The 19323-nt window shown below is 63.2% G+C and carries 13 protein-coding genes and 1 tRNA gene; 4 read left to right on the top strand and 10 right to left on the bottom strand.

What is annotated here, in order from left to right; genetic code table 11:
* Nucleotides 1-43 precede the first annotated feature (43 nt).
* The 7 genes from fliN to J6524_RS07010 form a co-directional block, all read right to left on the bottom strand.
* Nucleotides 44-394, bottom strand: a complete 351-nt coding sequence (gene fliN, locus J6524_RS07040; RefSeq protein WP_225669645.1) for a flagellar motor switch protein FliN — start codon at nucleotides 392-394, stop codon at nucleotides 44-46.
* A 19-nt stretch (nucleotides 395-413) separates the two neighbouring features.
* Nucleotides 414-1040: a FliH/SctL family protein gene (locus J6524_RS07035; protein WP_225669644.1), complete on the bottom strand. Its 627-nt coding sequence runs from the start codon at nucleotides 1038-1040 to the stop codon at nucleotides 414-416.
* Nucleotides 1040-2128 (bottom strand): flagellar motor switch protein FliG, encoded by a 1089-nt coding sequence (gene fliG, locus J6524_RS07030; RefSeq protein WP_225669643.1) that lies wholly within the window; start codon nucleotides 2126-2128, stop codon nucleotides 1040-1042. The genes J6524_RS07035 and fliG overlap by 1 nt, the downstream gene beginning before the upstream one ends.
* A 1-nt stretch (nucleotide 2129) precedes the next feature.
* The gene (fliF, locus tag J6524_RS07025) at nucleotides 2130-3752 is read right to left on the bottom strand and encodes a flagellar basal-body MS-ring/collar protein FliF (protein ID WP_225669642.1); all 1623 of its coding nucleotides are present in this window, start codon (nucleotides 3750-3752) and stop codon (nucleotides 2130-2132) included.
* Between the two features lie 169 nt (nucleotides 3753-3921).
* Nucleotides 3922-4197, bottom strand: coding sequence for a CtrA inhibitor SciP (gene sciP, locus J6524_RS07020; RefSeq protein WP_002714638.1), 276 nt, complete (start codon nucleotides 4195-4197; stop codon nucleotides 3922-3924).
* Between the two features lie 206 nt (nucleotides 4198-4403).
* On the bottom strand, nucleotides 4404-5099 hold the full coding sequence (locus J6524_RS07015; protein WP_225669641.1) for a flagellar hook assembly protein FlgD: 696 nt from the start codon (nucleotides 5097-5099) through the stop codon (nucleotides 4404-4406).
* A gap of 12 nt (nucleotides 5100-5111) precedes the next feature.
* The gene (locus J6524_RS07010) at nucleotides 5112-6791 is read right to left on the bottom strand and encodes a flagellar hook-length control protein FliK (protein WP_225669640.1); all 1680 of its coding nucleotides are present in this window, start codon (nucleotides 6789-6791) and stop codon (nucleotides 5112-5114) included.
* A gap of 369 nt (nucleotides 6792-7160) precedes the next feature.
* Here J6524_RS07010 and mnmA point away from each other — a divergent pair, with 369 nt between their 5' ends.
* The 4 genes from mnmA to J6524_RS06990 all read left to right on the top strand — a co-directional run bounded on the left by mnmA (nucleotide 7161) and on the right by J6524_RS06990 (nucleotide 9637).
* Entirely contained in the window at nucleotides 7161-8360 is a 1200-nt protein-coding gene (gene mnmA, locus J6524_RS07005) for a tRNA 2-thiouridine(34) synthase MnmA (RefSeq protein ID WP_225669639.1), read from the top strand.
* Nucleotides 8361-8381: 21 nt separating this feature from the next.
* Nucleotides 8382-9020, top strand: a complete 639-nt coding sequence (locus J6524_RS07000; protein WP_225669638.1) for a class I SAM-dependent methyltransferase — start codon at nucleotides 8382-8384, stop codon at nucleotides 9018-9020.
* 54 nt (nucleotides 9021-9074) lie between these two features.
* On the top strand, nucleotides 9075-9443 hold the full coding sequence (locus J6524_RS06995) for a hypothetical protein (RefSeq protein WP_225669637.1): 369 nt from the start codon (nucleotides 9075-9077) through the stop codon (nucleotides 9441-9443).
* A 117-nt stretch (nucleotides 9444-9560) separates the two neighbouring features.
* A tRNA-Met gene (locus J6524_RS06990) sits at nucleotides 9561-9637 on the top strand.
* 95 nt (nucleotides 9638-9732) lie between these two features.
* Here J6524_RS06990 and J6524_RS06985 read toward each other — a convergent pair.
* From J6524_RS06985 to J6524_RS06975, 3 genes are all read right to left on the bottom strand, one after another.
* On the bottom strand, nucleotides 9733-14565 hold the full coding sequence (locus J6524_RS06985) for an NAD-glutamate dehydrogenase (RefSeq protein WP_225669636.1): 4833 nt from the start codon (nucleotides 14563-14565) through the stop codon (nucleotides 9733-9735).
* 280 nt (nucleotides 14566-14845) lie between these two features.
* Nucleotides 14846-18034: an efflux RND transporter permease subunit gene (locus tag J6524_RS06980; RefSeq protein WP_225669635.1), complete on the bottom strand. Its 3189-nt coding sequence runs from the start codon at nucleotides 18032-18034 to the stop codon at nucleotides 14846-14848.
* Between the two features lie 26 nt (nucleotides 18035-18060).
* On the bottom strand, nucleotides 18061-19302 hold the full coding sequence (locus J6524_RS06975) for an efflux RND transporter periplasmic adaptor subunit (protein ID WP_225669634.1): 1242 nt from the start codon (nucleotides 19300-19302) through the stop codon (nucleotides 18061-18063).
* Nucleotides 19303-19323 lie beyond the last annotated feature (21 nt).

Raw genomic sequence — 19323 nt, 5'->3', positions numbered from 1 at the left:
TGTCCGTCTGTGCGCGCCATCGGAGCGCGTATCGCCAAAATTGTTAGTTGCGTTCAGCCTTGATGATTTCGGTCATGGTCACGCCGAGCTTGTCTTCCACCAGCACGACCTCGCCGCGCGCCACCAGGCGGTTGTTGACGTAGATGTCGATGGCTTCGCCGACGCGGCGGTCGAGCTCGAGCACGGTGCCGGGACCGAGCTTGAGCAGCTCGCCGACATCCATCTTGGAGCGGCCGAGCACGGCCGATACCTGTACGGGGACGTCGAACACGGCCTCGAGGTCGGCCGCGATGCGCGAGGCATTTTCGTCCTCGTTGTAGGCGAGGTCGTCGACCGGCGGCGCGTCGGCGGCGTTGAGATCGGGAAGCGGTACCTGTGCGTCGATGTCATTCATGGTTCAGTCCTCATGGCCTTCACATTCCGGCCTGATCGCGGGACGCCAGATAGCGTCCGACAAGTTCGCTGATTTTCGCCTCGATGGCCGCGCGTTCCAGTACCACGCCGCCGTCGGCCCATTCGATCCGGCAGTCGCCGGTGGCGATGCCGGGCTCGGCCAGGATCACCAGCCGTCCCTCGAAGCCGCTTTGCGCCGCCTGCCGCTCGATCTTCTCGCGGGTGGCTTCATAGAGCTGGTCGTTGATGCGAACGACGAGATGCGGGGTAGCAACCAGGTGTGAGAAGCAGTCGCTGACCAGCGCCATGATCTCGCCGAGCGGCTCGCGGGCGACCAGTTCAGTGCAGAGCTTGCGCGCCACCGCAACCGCGACCTCGACCGCCTCGGTCTCCATCTTGGCCTCGATGGCGGAGAAACGCGTGGCGATGCCCTTAATCGTGATGCCGATCTCTTCCAGCGCCAGCGCCGAGCGGCGATCGCTCTCGACCTTAGCTTCGTGCTGGGCTGCTTCGTAGCCGGCGCGGTAGGCTCGTGCCTCGGCCTCCGCGACCTTCTGCGCGATCTCGGCGGCGGTTGCCGCGCGTTCGCGCGCCTTGTCGGGTGCGGCGAAGTCGGTGTCGAACAGGAATTTTGCGGGCGCGGCCATCAGTACACCAATTCGTCGTCGGCGCGGTTCTTGGTCAGAGTGATTTCGCCGCGTGCCGCCATGTCCTTGGCAAGGTTGACAAGCAGTGCCTGCGCCTCGTCGACGTCGCGCAGCCGCACCGGCCCCATCGCGGCCATGTCGTCGAGCAGCATCTTGCCGGCGCGGGACGACATGTTGCCGAGGAAGAAGGCGCGCACCTCCTCGTTGGCGCTCTTCAGCGCGATGCCGAGCTTGTCCTTGTCGACATTGCGCATCAACGTCTGGGCCGAGGCGGAATCGAGCTTGATAAGGTCGTCGAAGGTGAACATCAGGGCCTTGATGCGCTCGGCGGATTCGCGGTTTTCCTCTTCCAGCGAAGTGATGAAGCGAGTCTCGGTCTGGCGGTCGAAATTGTTGAAGATCTCAGCCATCACCTCGTGCGCGTCGCGGCGGCGGGTCTGCGACAAATTGGACATGAATTCGGTGCGCAGCGTCTGCTCGACGCGCTCGATGACTTCCTTCTGCACCGCTTCCATCTTCAGCATGCGGCCGACGACATCGAGTGCGAGGTCCTCGGGCAGGATCGCCAGCACGCGGGCGGCGTGCTCCGGCTTCAGCTTTGACAGCACCACCGCGATGGTCTGCGGGTATTCGTTCTTGAGGTAGTTGGCGAGCACCTCTTCCTGCACGTTGGAGAGCTTCTCCCACATATTGCGGCCGGCGGGACCGCGGATTTCATCCATGATGCCGGTGACGCGTTCGGCCGGCAGGTATTGCTGCAGCAGCCGCTCGGTGGCGTCGAAGGTTCCCATCAGCGCGCCGGAGGCGGACATGCGCGAGACGAATTCGAGCAAGAGATCCTCGACCACTTCGGCCTCGACGGTGCCGAGCGTCGACATGTGGATCGACAGTTCGCGCACCTCGTCGTCGTCGAGCAGCGACCACACCTTGCCGCCATATTGTTCGCCGAGCGCCAGCATCAGGATCGCGGCGCGCTTCGGGCCGCTCAGCGGCTTGGTCTTGGGGCGGTTGCTCTGACGGCTCGCCAGCGCCGAGATGACGGTGGTGATGTCGTTGGCGTTGCTGGCTTGCTGGGGTACGGCGGCCATGTCAGGTCTCGGCAGGTTCGCTCAGCCATTGCCGAACAATGGAGGCGGTCTCGTTTGGATTGCGTTCGGCCAGTTCGCCGACCCGGTGCACGGCCTGGGCGTGGACCTGGCCCTGGACCTGCGCGACGTCGATCAACTGGGCGGTGCCGCTGGTGCCGGCGATCAGCGCCTGACCGGGACCGAGTTCTCCGTTTGGCCCGCTGCCCTCGATCAAGGCCGGCGCTTCGGTCAGCCCCGGGACGACTTCGGCGGCGAGGATGCGCTTGACCAGCGGCCGGATCACCAGGAACAGCACCACAAGGCCGAGCAGCATCATGACGCCGAGCTCGATGACGTGCATCACGTCATCCTTGGTGAATTGCAGGAAGCCGAGCAGCCCGCCGGGCTCGACGACCGGGGGCACCGTCGGCGCTTCGGCAAAGCGCAGGTTGACGACCTCGACCTGGTCGCCGCGCTTCTGGTCGAAGCCGATTGCCGAGCGCACCAGGGCGGCGATCCGGTCGAGCTGCTCCTTGCTACGGTCCTGATAGACCATCTCGCCTTTTTCGTTCTTGGTGTAGGAGCCGTCCACCAGCACCGCGACCGAGATCCGGTTGACGCGTCCGGCTTCGGTAACTTCGGTCTTGGTGACGCGCGAAATCTCGTAATTGTTGGTCTCTTCGCTCTTCTTGCTCTGGTCGCGGGCGGTGGTGGTGCTGTTGGCCTGATTGCCGGGCAGCTCGTTGTTGACGGTCACCTGGCCGCCGTCGCCGGCGCTGGCGGAGGATTCTTCGCGGGTCTGGCTGGAGCGCAGCACGCGGCCTTCGGGATCGAACTTGTCCGAGGTCTGGGTGATCTTGTTGTAGTCGAAGTCGGCGGTGAGCTGGACGCGGGCGCGACCCTGGCCGACCACCGAGGAGACGATCGCCTCGACTTCGTTGCGCATGCGCTTTTCGAAGGCGGTGCGGCGCTCGTCGCCAACTGCGATTTCGGCATCCTTGGTGGCGCCATCGGCGAGCAGGCGGCCGGCTTCGTCGACGATCGAGACCCGCTGCGGCTTCAGCCCGTTGACGGCTGAGGCGACGACATGGCGGATGGCGCGGATCTGCTGCGGCTCGAGACTGCCGCGCACCCGCACCACGATCGAGGCCGACGGCTCCGGCGCCTCGCGCGCGAATAGTGGGCGCTCCGGCAGCACCAGATGGACGCGAGCGGCCTGGATGCGGTCGATGGCGCGGATGGTGCGGGCGAGTTCGCCCTCTAGCGCGCGCAGGTGATTGATGTTCTGGACGAAGCTTGTGGTGCCGAGCGCGTCCGACTTGTCGAAGATTTCGTAGCCGACTCCGCCGCCCTTGGGCAGATTGCTTTCGGCAAGCTTCATCCGCAGGCGCGTGACCTTGTCCTTCGGCACCATGATGACCGCGCCTTCGTTGCGCAGCTCGAAGGGAATGGCCTGGCGTTCCAGATCCTTGATGATGCTGGAGGAGTCTTCATAGGAGAGGTCGGTGAACAGGGTGGTCATCTGCGGCGTGGTGACGCGCATGATGACGAAGGCGAAGAAGCCGATCAGCGCGGTCGTCACCGCGACCATGGCCATCAGCCGTGCCGCGCCAAGGCCTTTCAGAAAAGCAACGAGACTTTGCACCAACCGCCCCCAGGATTCGGCCCCAGGGACCGACTGGGCAATTATTGCCTAGGGGATGGTTTCCATATGGTTAACGACGGTTAAAGCGCCGCTAATAGTTCCCGGCATGAAAAAAACCGGCTTCGCAAAACGAAGCCGGTTTTCATCAAATCTTTCGGTTCAGGCGAGCTTACTGCCGATATTGTTGGATCCGGGTGGTCCGAAGGCCTGCCAGCCCATGCTGATCGATGGAGAACTGCCAGGAGAGGAATTCGTCGACGGTCAGCGTGTAGCGGCTGCAGGCTTCTTCGAGGGAAAGCAGGCCACCACGGACTGCGGCGACAACTTCGGCCTTGCGTCGGATCACCCACCGTTTGGTGCCGGGCGCGGGCAGGTCAGCAATTGTTAACGGACTGCCGTCAGGCCCGATGACGTATTTCACCCTCGGGCGATGGGGTTCTGTCATGGCGTACTCACAAACTCTCAACCACTGAACTCACCACGGTAACCTACGCCCGTCGGCTTAAAATTTACCTAAGCCTACGGCTTCAATACGAATCTCCTTGAAAATGACTGGAAATGGCTGCGGCCCGGGCTTCCGGGAACCGCTTTTGCGTTCGCTGGAAGACCGGGTTGGAAGGGGTGGATTAAGGGATACGACGGGCGAAGGGGTCAGCTCGAGGTGCTCGGGCGGACCACCCGCTTGATCTTGTCGGTGGTGTAGCTTTGGCCGCCGATCGACAGCAGCGGCGGGGAGGCGCTGAGGTCCACCGAATCCACAATGCCCTGGACTTCGGTGGAAATCGCGACGTTGTTGCCCGAACTGTCCTTGCCGGTGGCGGTCAAAGTGTAGGTGCCTTTCGGCCACTGCACGCCGTCATTGCCCTTGCCGTCCCAGACGAAACTGGAGCCGCCCTTCTTGAGCGTGAAGTTGCCGGTATAGGCGGTCTGTCCCGCTGAATTGGTGATCGTGATGGTCGCGGTGGTGTCTTTCTCGGAATTAAAATTCCAGGTTGCCGACTTGTCGAACTGCGCCTTGCTGCCATCAACGGCAACGGTGTTGCCGACATAGACCAGCGCCTGGGTTGCCTGTGCACTCTTTTCGATCTCCACCAGCGCCTTCAATTGTTCGTTCGATTTGAGCTGCTGTTCGATGCCGGCGAACTGCACAAGCTGCTGCGTGAACTGATTGGTATCGAGGGGATCCAGCGGATTCTGGTGCTGGAGCTGCGTGGTCAGCAGCGTCAGAAAAGTCTGGAAATTATCCGCGATACCCGTCGTTCTTTCCGACGCGGTATTGTTGCTCGTCGCGCTTCCGGTTCCAGGTGCCGAGACGACGGGCGTCGGCATGGTTGCATCAACTGCCATGGTGATCTCCGCTTAGACCCTGATGTCGACGCCGCCGCTCGCGCCGAGCATGCGGCCATAGCTGCGGCCGGCGACGACAGCCGGCACGCTGTCTTCCTCGCTGACGACGATGCGATGCGCGTTGGGATTGGACTGGTTGCCGTCATTCTGGCCCTGCGAGGACTGGTCACGCAGGCTGAACTGCAGGCCGCCATTGCCGGTCGAGAGCCCGGCGTTGTCGAGTGCACGCTGCAACTGGTTGGCATCCTGGCGCAGCATCGAGAGCGTCTCCGGGCGTTCGACAGTCAGGTGCGACGTCACCTGGCCATTGCGATCGACATCGATGCGCACATCGATGCGACCGAGCTCGGCAGGATCGAGCCGGATCTCGAAGCGGGTCTTGCCGCTTCTGACAGATGCGGCGATTTCCATCGCAAGCCCGCTCACCGGCACGGCGGCGCCGGTGGCGGCGGTCGCGGTGAGTTGAGAAGTGGCGACGGGCGTCGTGGTGTGAGCGGCTGACGGCTGCGTCGGGATCGTGCCGGTCGCCTGCAGGCCATTGCCCAAGGCATTGACCGGTGTCTGGCCGATGTCAGGAGCCGCAAGATGCGCGTTGGCATTGGGGCTCGCGTGGCTGGACGGCGGTGCGATGGAGTTGGCTGACGCGTCGGCCTTCACGCCGTCGGCGATACCGTTCTCGGCCTTCGGCTTGGCGACAGCTTCTGTCGGCGCGGTGACGGCGGACACGATGGTGTCTGCGGCAGATGACGCGGTGTCGGTGGCGTCGATGGTGCCGGGCTGCTCGACGACCGTCGTGGCGCTCTTCTTGTCGAGATCGGGGCCCTTGGATAGCACGGCGGATCTTGTTGCGGCCGGCGTCGCCGCGACGACCGAAGCAGCATGGGCGAGGCCACCTGTGACGGACGGATCGCCGGATGTGGCCTGCGCGCTGACAGCCTGGCCTACGCCGCCTTGCGCGTTTGCCTTGACGGCGGTGTCTGCCTGCGCGGTGTTCGTGCTTGCGGGTGAGGTTGTTCCCGCGGCGGGCGCGGCCGGTGCGGTCTCGGCGGCAATCGAAGCGGAAGCTGCGATCGCAGCTGCTGCTATAGCAAGCGGGGCTGCAGCCTTGTCGGTTGCGGGTGTCGCGGAAGTCGCCGGCGCCTCGGCAGCGGGGATTGCGGCGGCGACGGCGTCGGCCGTCATCACGGCCGTTCCGTTCTGTGCCGTCGTCTCGGTCTGATCGGCTCCCGATGAAGCGTCGCCGTAAGACGCCTGCGCCGTCTCGTCAGACGTCGCCTTGTCGGACGTCGGCGCGTCGGACTTCGATTTGCCGCGGCGGGTTGTTGTCGTCTTGCTGTCGGTGTTGGCCGTGTTGTCGGTGTTGGTCTTGGCGTCGGCTTTGCCGTCTTCGCGCGCGTTGTCGTCGTTACGGGCCTTGTCATTACGGGCCTTGGCGGCAGCGTCGCGATCATCATTGCGCGCAGCCTTGTCCGCCTTGTCAGATGCGGCCGCGTTATCGCGTTGGCGGTTGCCGGACGCCGGCGTGTCGTCGGAGCGGCGTGGCGCGGGCGCTGACTCCTGCGCGCGGTTATCGTTGCGGTTCGCCGCCGCGTTGCTGTCGACCAGCGCCGCGAAGCTGTCGTTTCCGGCCGGGGGATCGGGGTCCGGCCGGGCGGACTTCGCCGCCGCGCTGTGGAAAGAAGCGTTTGCCAATACTTCTGACGTGACACTTACCACGGGCGACCCTCGTGCTGAGCTCTCAGCTACCCTTCAGCAAGGACCGGGCCAGTTGGCGGTGCAAATATTACCTTGTAATTTCAAATGCTTACATACAGTGTGGCCTAGTGGCGTGGCATGGTTTCGACCGCCTTTTCTGCCCGGCGGCAAGATTTGCCGTCCTGGACCCGCTCCAAAATGGGGTTCGGCTGATTGCCTCACAGGAATACGGCCTATATTAAAGAGCGGCGTCCAATCCGGTCCGGAATGGCCGGATGACACCCTAAAGCCTTATGTATAAAGGCTTTTCAACCCTGACCGCGGGGCGCCTGGCGCGATCCGCGATTGAAGTCGATGACCCCTGGCATGCGAAACAGTCTGGATCTCGAAGGTCGTCCGCAGGACGCGCGTGTCGTCGTCGCCATGTCCGGCGGCGTCGATTCGTCGGTGACGGCTGCCTTGCTGAAGTCCGAGGGCTACGACGTGGTCGGGATCACGCTGCAGCTTTACGACCACGGCGCGGCCACCCATCGCAAGGGTGCCTGCTGTGCCGGGCGCGACATCCACGATGCCCGCAACGTCGCCGAACGGATCGGCATTCCGCACTATGTGCTCGACTATGAAAGCCGCTTCCGCGAATCCGTGATCGATAATTTCGCCGACAGCTACGCGCACGGCGAAACGCCGGTGCCTTGCATCGAGTGCAACCGATCGATCAAGTTTCGCGACCTGCTGGCGACCGCGCGCGAACTGGGCGCACAGGCGCTTGCGACCGGTCACTATGTTGCCTCGCGCCGTCTCGCCGACGGGTCGCGCGCGCTGGTCTGCGCGGCGGACGCCGATCGCGACCAGAGCTATTTCCTGTTCGCGACCACGCGCGAGCAACTCGACTACTTACGCTTTCCGCTCGGCGACATGACCAAGCCGCAGACGCGCGAACTGGCGCGGCGCTTCGGCCTTGAGGTCGCGGAGAAGCAGGACAGCCAGGACATCTGCTTCGTGCCGACCGGGCGATACACCGACATCATCGGCCGGCTCAAGCCTGGCGCGATCGAGCCCGGCGACATCGTCGATCTCGAAGGCCGCGTGATTGGCCGTCATCAAGGCATCGTTCATTTCACCGTCGGCCAGCGCAAGGGACTGGGCATTGCCGCGGGCGCGCCGCTCTACGTCGTCAAGCTCGACGCGGCCAGCCGCCGCGTCGTGGTGGGCCCGCGCGAGGCGTTGCGTATGGATCGCATCCTGCTGCGTGACGTCAACTGGATCGGCGATGGCGCGCTCGATCGCGTGATCGGCGACGGCATCGAGATGTTCGTTCGCGTGCGCTCGACGCGTGCGCCGCAGCCGGCCTGGCTGCGCGCGGTCGATGGCGGCTATGAGGTCGAACTCGTTGCGGGCGAAGAGGGCGTATCGCCCGGCCAGGCCTGCGTGTTCTACGATGCGCCTTCAGGACAGGCGCGCGTGCTCGGCGGCGGCTTCATCAAGAGCGCCAGCGCACGACATCCGGTGAGGGCAGGGGTGCAGGAAAAGCCTGCTGCGCCGCTCGCCGAGGTGATGCGCACTTAAGAAAAAATCGAGGCAGGGGAAATGGCTGGGGACATCGACCGCGAGGGGGTCGAAAAGGCTTATGGACGCTGGGCGCCGATCTACGATCTTGTTTTCGGCAAGGTATTCGACGAGGGGCGGCGATCGACCATCGCCGAAGCCGACAAGATCGGCGGACGCGTTCTCGACGTCGGCGTCGGCACCGGGCTGTCGCTGTCGGAATATTCGCGCAATACGAAACTATGCGGCGTCGATATTTCCGAGCCGATGCTGCGGCGCGCGCTCAAGCGCGTGCGCGAGTTCGGGCTGACCAATGTCGAAACGCTCGCGGTGATGGACGCCAAGAACCTGGCGTTTCCGGATTCGTTCTTCGACGCAGTGGTGGCGCAATATGTCATCACGGCGGTGCCCGATCCCGAGGCGACGCTGGATGATTTCATCCGCGTGCTGAAGCCGGGCGGCGAGCTCATCCTGGTCAATCATATCGGCGCCGAAAGCGGCCCGCGCCGCATCTTCGAACTGGCCTTCGCACCGCTGGCGCGACGGCTCGGCTGGCGTCCGGAATTTCCATGGGAGCGCCTGAGCAACTGGGCCGCCAAACACGGTGGCGTTACCTTGACCGAGCGGCGGCCGATGCCGCCGATGGGACATTTTTCGCTGATCCGTTATCGGAAATCGTGAAACACGCGATGGATTGACTGCGGAACCTCCGCAAGTGCAGGCCGTTTTCCCTGCATGGCAATGAAACGCGCCTTTCTGATCTCATGTATGTTGATGGCGGCCGTCGGCGTGGCGGGGGCACAGGCCCCGCCGAGTCCGACCACGCCGCCGCCTCAGACCGCGCCGCCATCGCCGCAGCGCGCCGCCGATTGCGCGCCAATGCAGCAGGTGCCGAAACCCGGCGAGAAGGCTCCGGAGGGAACGACCACCGGCCAGCGGACCGAGCCGCTCGGCGACAAGCTGGCCCGCTCGGAGGGCGTATTGTGTCCGCCTCCAGGCGTCGATCCCGAAATGCATGCACCCACGCCGCCGGATGGGAGCAAGACGCCGGTGATTCCACCGCCCGGCAGCCCCGGCGGCGACCCGACAATCCGGCCGAAATAGCGCCATTTTGCAGGCGCGGTCCGGCGGGTTCGCTTTGCTTGACAGGGGCTTGACCCACTCCTTATATGCCCCCGCATTCGCGCCCGCGGCACCTCCTGCCGCCGATTGCGATGCCTTGGCGGGGTAGCTCAGCTGGTTAGAGCACGGGAATCATAATCCTGGGGTCGGGGGTTCGAGTCCCTCCCCCGCTACCAATCAGCGAATTTCCAGGCGCCCGCGACTTGGTGCAATCCAGTCCGGCAGGTTGATGGTTCGCCATCGCACATTAGTATCGCCGCCGCGCGCCCCCTTAGCCCTTCACCAAATCCCCCAGCAGGTTGGCCGTCACGGTCAGCTTGGCAAGCGTCAGTCCGCTGGCAGCGATCTCCTCGACCGAGCGGCGGACACGCGTCGCTTCAGGATGAGCCGCGAACCAGATTTCGGTAGCCTGACGGCCGCATTGGCCGGTTGTCAGCATGTCCGCGGCCAATCTTCTTTCGGCTGCTGCGATCTGGTCAACCGCGCGGTCGATGGCGAGACGTTCGAAATGATCGTTTGCCGGAATGCTGCGCGCGGCGACGATAATGGGATGAAGGTGGAAATTGGCCTCGGCAGCGAAGAAGGTCGTGGCGGCGTCGCCAATCGCGCGGGTGGTGCGCTCGGCAACTGTCACGATATCCGGTGCGGAGAGCAAGGCGTCGAGATCGGCGAGTTCGTTTGCGAGGTCGGTGGGGACGCCGGCATCGACCAGGTCACGTCGCCGCTTGCTGCGGCCAGCCTGCAATTCCTGCGGCAGGGCGTTGTCGAGCCCGACGGCGATCTCTCGGATACTCGGGCCGAAGCGCGAGATCACCGCGTCCAGGCCGGCTTTGAAATCAACGTTGCGCACGTACCAGACCATGCGGGAGAGCAGGAGATCCTGAATCGCCGCGTAAAGGCCGAGTTGCACTTGACCGTTGATCTTGGTGTCAAGCGCATCAATCGCGTTGTTCAGCCGCTCGAGACCGTAAGATTCCTCCACCGCCACGAAAGCCATGGCGATGGTGGATACGTCGGCATCCGTCTCATCGATTAGGCGCCCGATGCAGGTCGGGCCGCCGCGATTGATCACGGCATTGGCAAGATTGGTGGAGATGATTTCCCGTCGCAGACGATGGCTTTTTATGGCATCGGGGAATTTGTCTCGAATCTCCTGCGGGAAATATTTTGACAATTCGCCGGTGAGATAAGGGTCGTCCGGCACGCTCGTGACGAGCAGATCATCGTAAAGGGTGAGCTTGGCGTAGGCGAGCAGCACGGCGAGTTCCGGCCGCGTGAAGGGCTGGCCGCGCTGCGTGCGCGCGGCGATTGCGACGTCGTCCGGCAGGAACTCAACGGCGCGGTCGAGCAGGCCCCGCCGCTCGAGCGATTGCATCAGGCGGGCAAGGAAGCCATTGTCGGCCACGCCCTTGCGCTCGGCTAGCGACAACGCCAGCGATTGAAGGTAATTGTTGCGAAGCACCAGCGTGCCGACCTCGTCGGTCATCGCGGCAAGCAGGCTGTTGCGGTCAGTCGGACTGAGGTATCCGTCGCGTTCGGGGCGTGCCAGCGCAATCTTGATATTGACCTCGACGTCGGAAGTGTTCACTCCCGCCGAATTGTCGATGGCGTCGGTATTGAGCTTGACGCCTCTCTGCGCCGCTTCGATGCGGCCGCGCTGGGTCACGCCGAGATTGGCACCTTCGCCGATCACCCGGGCGCGGACTTCAGAGCCGGTGACACGGATAGGATCGTTGGCGCGATCGCCCACCTGGTCGTCGCTTTCGATCGACGCGCGGATGTAGGTGCCGATGCCGCCAAACCAGAGCAGGTCGACCCGTGCCTTCAGTATCGCCGTCATCACCTCGAAAGGCGTGGCTTGCGTCTTGTCGAGATCAAGCAGGGCCCGCACCTCCGGTGCGAGCGGAATTGCCTTGAGCGAACGCGAGAACACGCCGCCGCCCTGCGAGATCAGCGATTTGTTGTAGTCCTGCCAGCTCGACCGCGGCATGTTGAACAAGCGCAGGCGCTCGGCGTGGCTGATGGCAGGGTCGGGCGAGGGATCGATGAAGATGTCCCGGTGGTCGAAAGCCGCCACCAGCCTTGTCGCCGGCGAAAGCAGCATGCCATTGCCGAAGACGTCGCCGGACATGTCGCCGACACCTGCAACGGTGAAGGGCATGGTCTGGATATCGGTGCCGAGCTCGCGGAAATGGCGCTTGACAGCTTCCCACGCACCGCGCGCGGTGATGCCCATCTTCTTATGGTCATAACCTTGGCTGCCGCCGGAGGCGAAAGCGTCGCCGAGCCAATGGCCCTTCTCGACTGAGATCGCGTTGGCGATGTCCGAGAAAGTCGCCGTGCCCTTGTCGGCCGCGACGACGAGATACGGATCATCCTCGTCGTGCCGCACGGTGTCATCGGGCGGCACGATCGCGTCGCCATCGAGATTATCGGTAAGTTCGAGCAGCGAGCGAACGAAGATGCGATAGGCTTCGGTGCCTTCCGCCATCCAGGCCTCTCGATTGGAGGGCGGCGGCAGGCGCTTGGGCACGAAGCCGCCCTTAGCGCCGACCGGCACGATGACGGCGTTCTTGACCTGCTGTGCCTTGACAAGACCGAGGATCTCGGTGCGGAAATCCTGCGGCCGGTCGGACCAGCGCAGGCCGCCGCGCGCGACCTTGCCGAAACGTAGATGGATACCTTCGACACGCGGCGAATAGACAAAGATCTCGTAGAGCGGTCGCGGAGCCGGTAGGTCATCGATTTTGCGGGCGTCGAACTTGAAGGAAATCACCGGACGCGGATGTCCGTCCAGGCCAATTTGCCACAGGTTGGTGCGGACGATGGCCTGCACCAGATTGGTGAAGCGGCGCAGGATGCGGTCTTCGTCTAACAGGGCGACGGATTTGAGCTGCTCCTCAATCTCGGCGAGAAGAGCCGTCTCGCGCGCCGAGCGCTCGGCATTGGTGACGGCGAGGCGCGGGTCGAAGCGAGCCTGGAACAGCGCGACGATGGTGGTGGTGATGGCGCTGTTCTTGCGCAACGTTCCCCACATATAATCCTGGCTGAACGGAGCGCGGATCTGGTGCAGATAGTGGGAGAGGGCGCGGATGGCCGAAACTTCGCGCCAACTCAAGCCCGTGCGCAGGATGAGGGCGTTGTATCCGTCGGATTCGGCGCGATCGCCCACCACCGCCATGATCGAGGCTTCCAGGCGACGACCGAATTCCTCGGTAATAACGATCGGCTTGCCGTCATTGGTCTCGATCGTCATGTCATGTAGCCAAACCGGTGCGGGTGCAGGCGTGGCGCTGGGCGTAATCTGAAAGGTGCGCTCGTTGACGACGCGCAGGCCGTGATTTTCAATCACCGGGACGCGATAGGACAGTGATAGCGGCGTGCCGCGCGAAAAGACCTTGAGGCCGAAACGCCTCGGATCATCACCGTCGATGCGGTAAACCGAAAGCGCCACGGGACGAGCGGCGCTGAGCTTTTCGATGGTGGCGATGTCAGTGATGGCCTGTGGCGCGTCGAAGATCTCCGTATAGCCGCCGGTAAAGGCCCGGGCATAACGATTGGCGAGCAGGCGAGCTCGCATGCCGTCAGTGGTGGCCGCAAGCGCGGCTTTCAGCTTGTCGCCCCATGTTGCGATGATTGCGCTGATCCCGCCTTCAAGCGTTGCGCGCTCGACGACCGGCGTTTTGCCTTCATAGCGCCCGATGATGTAGTGGACGCGCGCAAGCGGACCTTCGGGGAAGGACACGTAGGAGGCTGCCAAGGTCCCCTTGTACACCTGGGCCAGGAAGGCGGCGACACGCGTCCGTACCTCGGTGTCATACTTCTCGCGCGGAATGAACACGAGGATGGAGACGAAGCGGTCAAATTTGTCAACTCGTGCCAACGCCCGCAAGCGAGGGCGCTCATAAAGCATCAGGACTTCCATGACGAAATTATAGAGCGTCTCAACATCGACCTGGACGATCTCGTCGCGCGGATATTCTTCGAGGATATGCAGCAGTGCCTTGCCGGAATGGCTGTTGGGGTCGAAGCCGGCGCGCTCGAGCACCTGCGCCACCTTGTGGCGGACGTAGGGGATTTGTCGCACCGAACGAGTATAGGCGCCCGAGGTGAACAGACCGACGAGGCGCAGTTCGCCCTCGAGCCGGCCGTCCGGCGTGTACAGTTTGATGCCTACGTAGTCCATCCGGACGCGACGATGGACGCGGCTGCTGACATTGGCCTTGACAACGATGAGGAGTGTCGGCTCGCGCATAAACTCGCGGATTTCCTGTGTCATCACCACCATTTCGGTGCCGCGGCGCAGCACCTTCACATCAGGATCACGCAGGATGCCGAGACCTTCGCCGCTGCTGATCTCGTCCGACGCAGCGCTGTCGGGCGAGAAGCGATATTCGCGCAGGCCGAGGAAGGTGAAATTGTCGGCGCACAGCCATTGCAGGAACTGGCTGGCTTCGGCGACATCGTCGATCGGCAGCGGCGGCGGATTGGAGCTCAAGGTCTTGATCGCCCCTTCGACGCGGGCGCGCATGGCTCGCCAGTCGGTCACGCAAGCGCGCACGTCGTTCAGCGTCTTGGTGAGGCCGTCGATCAGTTTCTGCCGGTCGTCAGCGGCGTCGAGACGGGCGATATGCAGATGGATGAGGCTTTCGCGCTCGCCCTTTGACCCTTCGGGCAGTGTTTCGCCATAGAAACGCAGCAGCTTGCCGTACGCGTCGCGCTCGACGGCTACGATCGGATGGGCGACCAGCGTGACTTCGATGCCCTGCTCGGCGAGTTCCGCCATGGTCGAATCGAAGAGGAAGGGCATATTGTCGTTGAGAACTTCGAGCACGGAAATCTCGCGCCCGTCCGGCATCATTGGATTGATGACGCGGATATCGGCACGGCCTGCCGCGCGTTGCTGCACATGCTCCCAAGCCTGCTCCGCCAGGAAGGCGAGGGACGCGGCATCGTAGCTGGTGAGATCCTCGCTATTGGTGTGGCCGAATAGAAGCTCGGCAAAAGCCCGTGGTGTCTTGCTCGGCTGGACGCTTCCCGCTGCATCGCGGATCAGGGTTGCCCTGACCCTGTCGTCACGCCAGGACGCCATAACGTCCTCCATTTTCCGCGCCAGCCGACCGCAGGCGCGATCGTCCGCTTGACTTTGGAGTGCATCTCTTCGAGCGCCATAGTCTCGACCGCGATTGATCGCGTAAGCGAAATCCTCGGTCTCGAAGCTTCAACAGCTCCTCAAGACAATACCATCCTAGAGCGGCCTCCGCCAGCTATCGCGGTGCCATCCCGGTTCTACAATGCCCGCGGAGAAGCTCGCCGTGTGCGGTGCCTTCCGCGTCCCGATCTGCTCGGTCGCTTCCATGAGGTTCGATCGGCGTGGCCCTGCACTAGCGACCGGGCTCCGACGCGTGACCGGCCGCTACACTGGCGGAATGGTTTGTCAGTGGCTTCAGTCCCGTGACGGTGCGCAGCAGAACATAGAATACGGGTGTCAGGAACAGGCCAAATACCGTGACCCCGATCATGCCCGAGAAGACGGCGACACCCATAGCTCGGCGCATTTCCGAACCGGCACCGGTCGAGAGCACCAGGGGCAAGACGCCCATGATGAATGCCATCGAGGTCATCAGGATCGGACGCAGCCGCAGGCGGCTCGCCTCGATCGCTGCCCGGATCGGCGAACGGCCCGCGAATTCCAGCTCGCGTGCGAATTCGACGATAAGGATCGCATTCTTGGCAGACAATCCTACCAGCACGATCAAACCAATCTGGGTGAAGACGTTATTGTCGCCCTTCGAGATCCAGACGCCGAACATCGCGGCAAGCAGCCCCATTGGCACGATCATGATGATCGACAGTGGCAGGGTCAGGCTCTCGTAGAGCGCTGCCAGCACCAGGAACACCAGCAGAATCGCCAGCGGGAAGACCCAGATGCCGGAATTGCCTGCGATGAACTCCTGATAGGTCAGGTCGGTCCATTCGAAAGCAAAACCGGGCGGCAGTACTTCAGCGGCGATGCGCTCGGCGGCGGCCTGCGCTTGTCCCGAGGAATAGCCGGGAGCCGCGGCGGCGTTGATGTCGGAGGACAGGAACCCGTTGTAACGAATCGCGCGCTCCGGCCCGGCGCTCTGGCAGATCTTCAGGAGTGCCGAGAGCGGGATCATGTCGCCGGATGCGGAGCGCACTTTCAATTGGCGGATGTCGTCAGCCCGCGCACGGAACGGCGCGTCAGCCTGAACATAGACCGAATAGGTGCGCCCGAACCTGTTGAAGTCGTTGACGTAGTACGAGCCCAGATAGATCTGCAGCGTGTTGAATACTTCCGTCACCGGAACGCCAAGCTGGAGGGCCTTGGTGCGATCGATGTCGGCGAACAACTGTGGCACGTTGACCTGGAAGCTCGAGAACACGCCGGCGATTTCCGGCGCCTTCTGCATCGCGGCCATAAACGCCTTAGTCGCTTCGTTTAACGCCTCGTAGCCAAGGCCGGCGCGGTCCTCGATCTGGAGCTTGAAGCCTCCGATGGTGCCGAGCCCGTTGACCGGTGGCGGCGGGAACATGGCGATGAAGGCTTCCTGGATCCCGGCATATTTCTTGTTCAGCTCGGCCGCGATAGCGGGGCCACTCAACGCGGCATCCTTGCGCTCGTCGAACGGCTTCAACGTGGAGAACACGATTCCGGCGTTAGAGGAGTTGGTGAAACCGGAGATCGACAGGCCGGGAAATGCCACCGAGCTCTCGACGCCGGGCTGCGTCAGCGCAATGTCGCTCATCTTGCGGATGACGTCTTCGGTGCGGTCGAGCGTGGCGCCATCGGGCAGGCGTGCGAAGCCGACAAGGTACTGCTTGTCCTGACCTGGGACGAAGCCGCTCGGCACCTGCTGGAAGAGCAGGGCGGTCAGGCCGATCAGGAGCACATAGACTCCCATCACCGCGGCCTTGCCGGAGATCACCTTGGACACGCTGCCGCTATAATTCTCCGAGGCGCGCGCGAAGACGCGGTTGAAGCCGCGGAAGAACCAGCCGAGCCCTTTTTCCATAATGAGGGTTAGCCTGTCCTTGGGCTCATCGTGGCCCTTGAGCAGCAACGCCGACAGCGCCGGCGACAGCGTCAGAGAGTTGACCGCGGAGATTACGGTCGAGATCGCGATCGTCAGCGCGAACTGCTTGTAGAATTGCCCGGTGAGGCCGGAGATGAAGGCGAGGGGAACGAATACGGCAACCAAGACCAGTGCGATCGCAATGATGGGGCCGGAGACCTCCTGCATTGCCTGGTAGGTGGCGTCTCGCGGCGAAAGCCCGGCCTCGATGTTGCGTTCGACGTTCTCGACCACGACGATAGCGTCATCGACGACGATGCCGATCGCGAGCACCAGGCCGAACAGGCTGAGCGCATTGATCGAGAAGCCGAACACGTGCATCACGGCGAATGTGCCGACGATCGACACCGGCACGGCCAGGAGCGGAATAATGGAAGCCCGCCAGGTCTGGAGGAACAGGATGACTACCAGTACCACCAGCGCGATCGCTTCCAGCAGGGTGTGGATCACCGCCTCGATCGACGAGCGCACGAACTGTGTGGGGTCGTAGACGATCTGGTAGGATACGCCCTCTGGCATGTTCTTCTTGATCTCGGCCATGGTGGCGCGAACGTGGTCGGAGATCTGGAGGGCGTTGGAGCCCGGCGCCTGGAAGATCGGAATCGCCACTGCCGGCTTATTGTCGAGCAGCGAGCGCAGGCCGTATCCGGACGCACCTAATTCGATGCGTGCGATGTCGCGCAATCGCACCACCTCGCCACGCGAACCGGTCTTGACCACGATGTCGCCGAACTGCTCCTCCGTTGCGAGCCGACCTTCGGCGTTGACCGACATCTGAAGGTCGATGCCCTTGACGCTCGGCGAGGAGCCGACCACGCCGGCGGCGGCCTCGACGTTCTGCGCCTGGATCGCCCTCACGATGTCGTTTGCGGTCAGGCCGTGCTCGGCGGTCTTCTGCGGGTCGACCCAGACGCGCATCGAGTAGTCGCCGGCACCGTAGAGCTGGACATCACCGACGCCGTCGATCCGCGCCAGACGGTCCTTGACGTTCAGCACCGCGTAGTTACGGAGATACGTCATGTCGTAGCGATTGTTCGGCGACAGCAGATGCACGACCATGGTAAGGTCGGGCGAGCTCTTCTTGGTAATAATGCCGAGCTGGCGAACAACCGCCGGCAGGCGCGGCTCCGCCTGCTGCACACGGTTCTGCACAAGCTGCGTCGCCTTGTCGGGGTCGGTGCCGAGGCGGAACGTCACGGTCAGCGTCATCGCCCCGTCGGTAGTTGCCTGGCTGCTCATATAGAGCATGTTCTCGACGCCATTGATCTGCTCTTCGATCGGCGTTGCAACTGTTTCCGCGATCACCTTCGGATTGGCGCCAGGATAGGTCGCGCGCACCACCACTGAGGGCGGCACCACGTCCGGATACTCCGAGATCGGCATGGCAAAGAGCGAGATCAGGCCGGCCAGAAAGATCACGATTGAAAGAACGCCGGCAAAGATCGGCCGATCGATGAAGAACTTTGAAAGTTTCATTGCTATGCCCCAAGCGCTGCGGGTAGTTAGCGCTGCACGATTTGCTGGCTGCCGTCGTTCGATGCTTGCTGCGGTCCGCGCGAGCCCATCTGCGCAATTTCTGTCTTAAGGAGCGCACCCGGGCGTACCCGCTGTAGGCCATTGACGACGATGCGGTCACCGGATTTCAGGCCATCAGTCACGATTCGGAGACCGTCGACGGAGCCACCGAGCGTTATTCCGCGATAGACTGCACGGTTGTCGTCGCCGACCACCATGACGAACTTCTTGTCCTGGTCGGTGCCGATGGCTCGCTCGTCGATCATCACCAGTGTCTGTTGCTGCGGCTGGCCCATCCGTACTCGCGCGAACTGGCCGGGGATGAGGCGGCCATCATCGTTCCGGAATACCGCGCGGACGCGTATCGTGCCGCTCTGACCATTGACCTGGTTGTCGATCAACTGGATATGGCCTTTGGCCGATGTGCCGCCAGAGGTAGTCATTTCGACGGGTATTTGATCAAGATTGCCGCGCTTGCCCGAACTATCTGCAATGGAATTCAGCGCCCGCAGCACGATCTCTTCGTCCGCATCGAAACTTGCATAGATCGGGTTGACCGAGACCAGAGAGGTTAGGACCGGCGAGGCCGTCCCTGCGGCCACCAGATTTCCGACGGTCACCTCGATCTTGCCGACGCGGCCATCGACGGGTGCGCGGACCTCGGTGTAGTTCAGATTGAGCTTCGCAGTCTGCAGCGTCGCCTCGGCCGCCTTCACATTGGCGATCGCTTCGCGATTGGCGTTCTCGCGCTGATCGAAATCGCGCCGCGTGACGACGGCATTGCCGACGAGCTGCGCGCCGCGCTCGACTTCGCTGGCAGTGAAGATCGCACGCGCCTTTGCAGCCTCGAGCTGGGCGCTGGCCTTATCCACTTCGGCGGCGTAAGGCGCGGGGTCAATCTTGAACAGGACATCGCCGGCTTTCACGAGTGCGCCCTCGGCAAAATTGGCCGACAGGATCGCGCCAGCGACGCGTGGGCGGATCTCGACGCGATTGACGGCTTCGAGACGTCCAGAGAAGTCGTCCCACAGCGCGGTCCGACGCGGCTCGATCACCGCGATCGTGACGGAGATTGCCTGCTCGGGTGCGGTCCCTGTGGTCGCCTGGGCTGCATAAAAGTAGCGGCCGCTCACGATTGAACCAGCCGCCACGAGGACGCCGATGATAGCAACGCCGCCGACAACGCGTCGGAAACGGCCGGAACGGAAAGTATTAGCGGGTGGGGGCATTTGCGCGCTCCATAAATGTAA

The organism is Bradyrhizobium hereditatis, from assembly GCF_020329435.1.
GTDB classification, from domain to species: Bacteria; Pseudomonadota; Alphaproteobacteria; order Rhizobiales; family Xanthobacteraceae; genus Bradyrhizobium; species Bradyrhizobium hereditatis.
Note: the sequence above shows the minus strand (reverse complement) of the source record. Positions and strands in the feature narration are given on the sequence as shown.

Excerpts from the sequence above, each read along its gene's own strand:
- fliN (WP_225669645.1), bottom strand. The coding sequence starts at position 394 with ATGAATGACATCGACGCACAGGTACCGCTTCCCGATCTCAACGCCGCC.
- J6524_RS07035 (WP_225669644.1), bottom strand. The coding sequence starts at position 1,040 with ATGGCCGCGCCCGCAAAATTCCTGTTCGACACCGACTTCGCCGCACCC.
- fliG (WP_225669643.1), bottom strand. The coding sequence starts at position 2,128 with ATGGCCGCCGTACCCCAGCAAGCCAGCAACGCCAACGACATCACCACC.
- sciP (WP_002714638.1), bottom strand. The coding sequence starts at position 4,197 with ATGACAGAACCCCATCGCCCGAGGGTGAAATACGTCATCGGGCCTGAC.
- J6524_RS07015 (WP_225669641.1), bottom strand. The coding sequence starts at position 5,099 with ATGGCAGTTGATGCAACCATGCCGACGCCCGTCGTCTCGGCACCTGGA.
- mnmA (WP_225669639.1), top strand. The coding sequence starts at position 7,161 with ATGCGAAACAGTCTGGATCTCGAAGGTCGTCCGCAGGACGCGCGTGTC.
- J6524_RS07000 (WP_225669638.1), top strand. The coding sequence starts at position 8,382 with ATGGCTGGGGACATCGACCGCGAGGGGGTCGAAAAGGCTTATGGACGC.
- J6524_RS06995 (WP_225669637.1), top strand. The coding sequence starts at position 9,075 with ATGGCAATGAAACGCGCCTTTCTGATCTCATGTATGTTGATGGCGGCC.
- J6524_RS06985 (WP_225669636.1), bottom strand. The coding sequence starts at position 14,565 with ATGGAGGACGTTATGGCGTCCTGGCGTGACGACAGGGTCAGGGCAACC.
- J6524_RS06980 (WP_225669635.1), bottom strand. The coding sequence starts at position 18,034 with ATGAAACTTTCAAAGTTCTTCATCGATCGGCCGATCTTTGCCGGCGTT.
- J6524_RS06975 (WP_225669634.1), bottom strand. The coding sequence starts at position 19,302 with ATGCCCCCACCCGCTAATACTTTCCGTTCCGGCCGTTTCCGACGCGTT.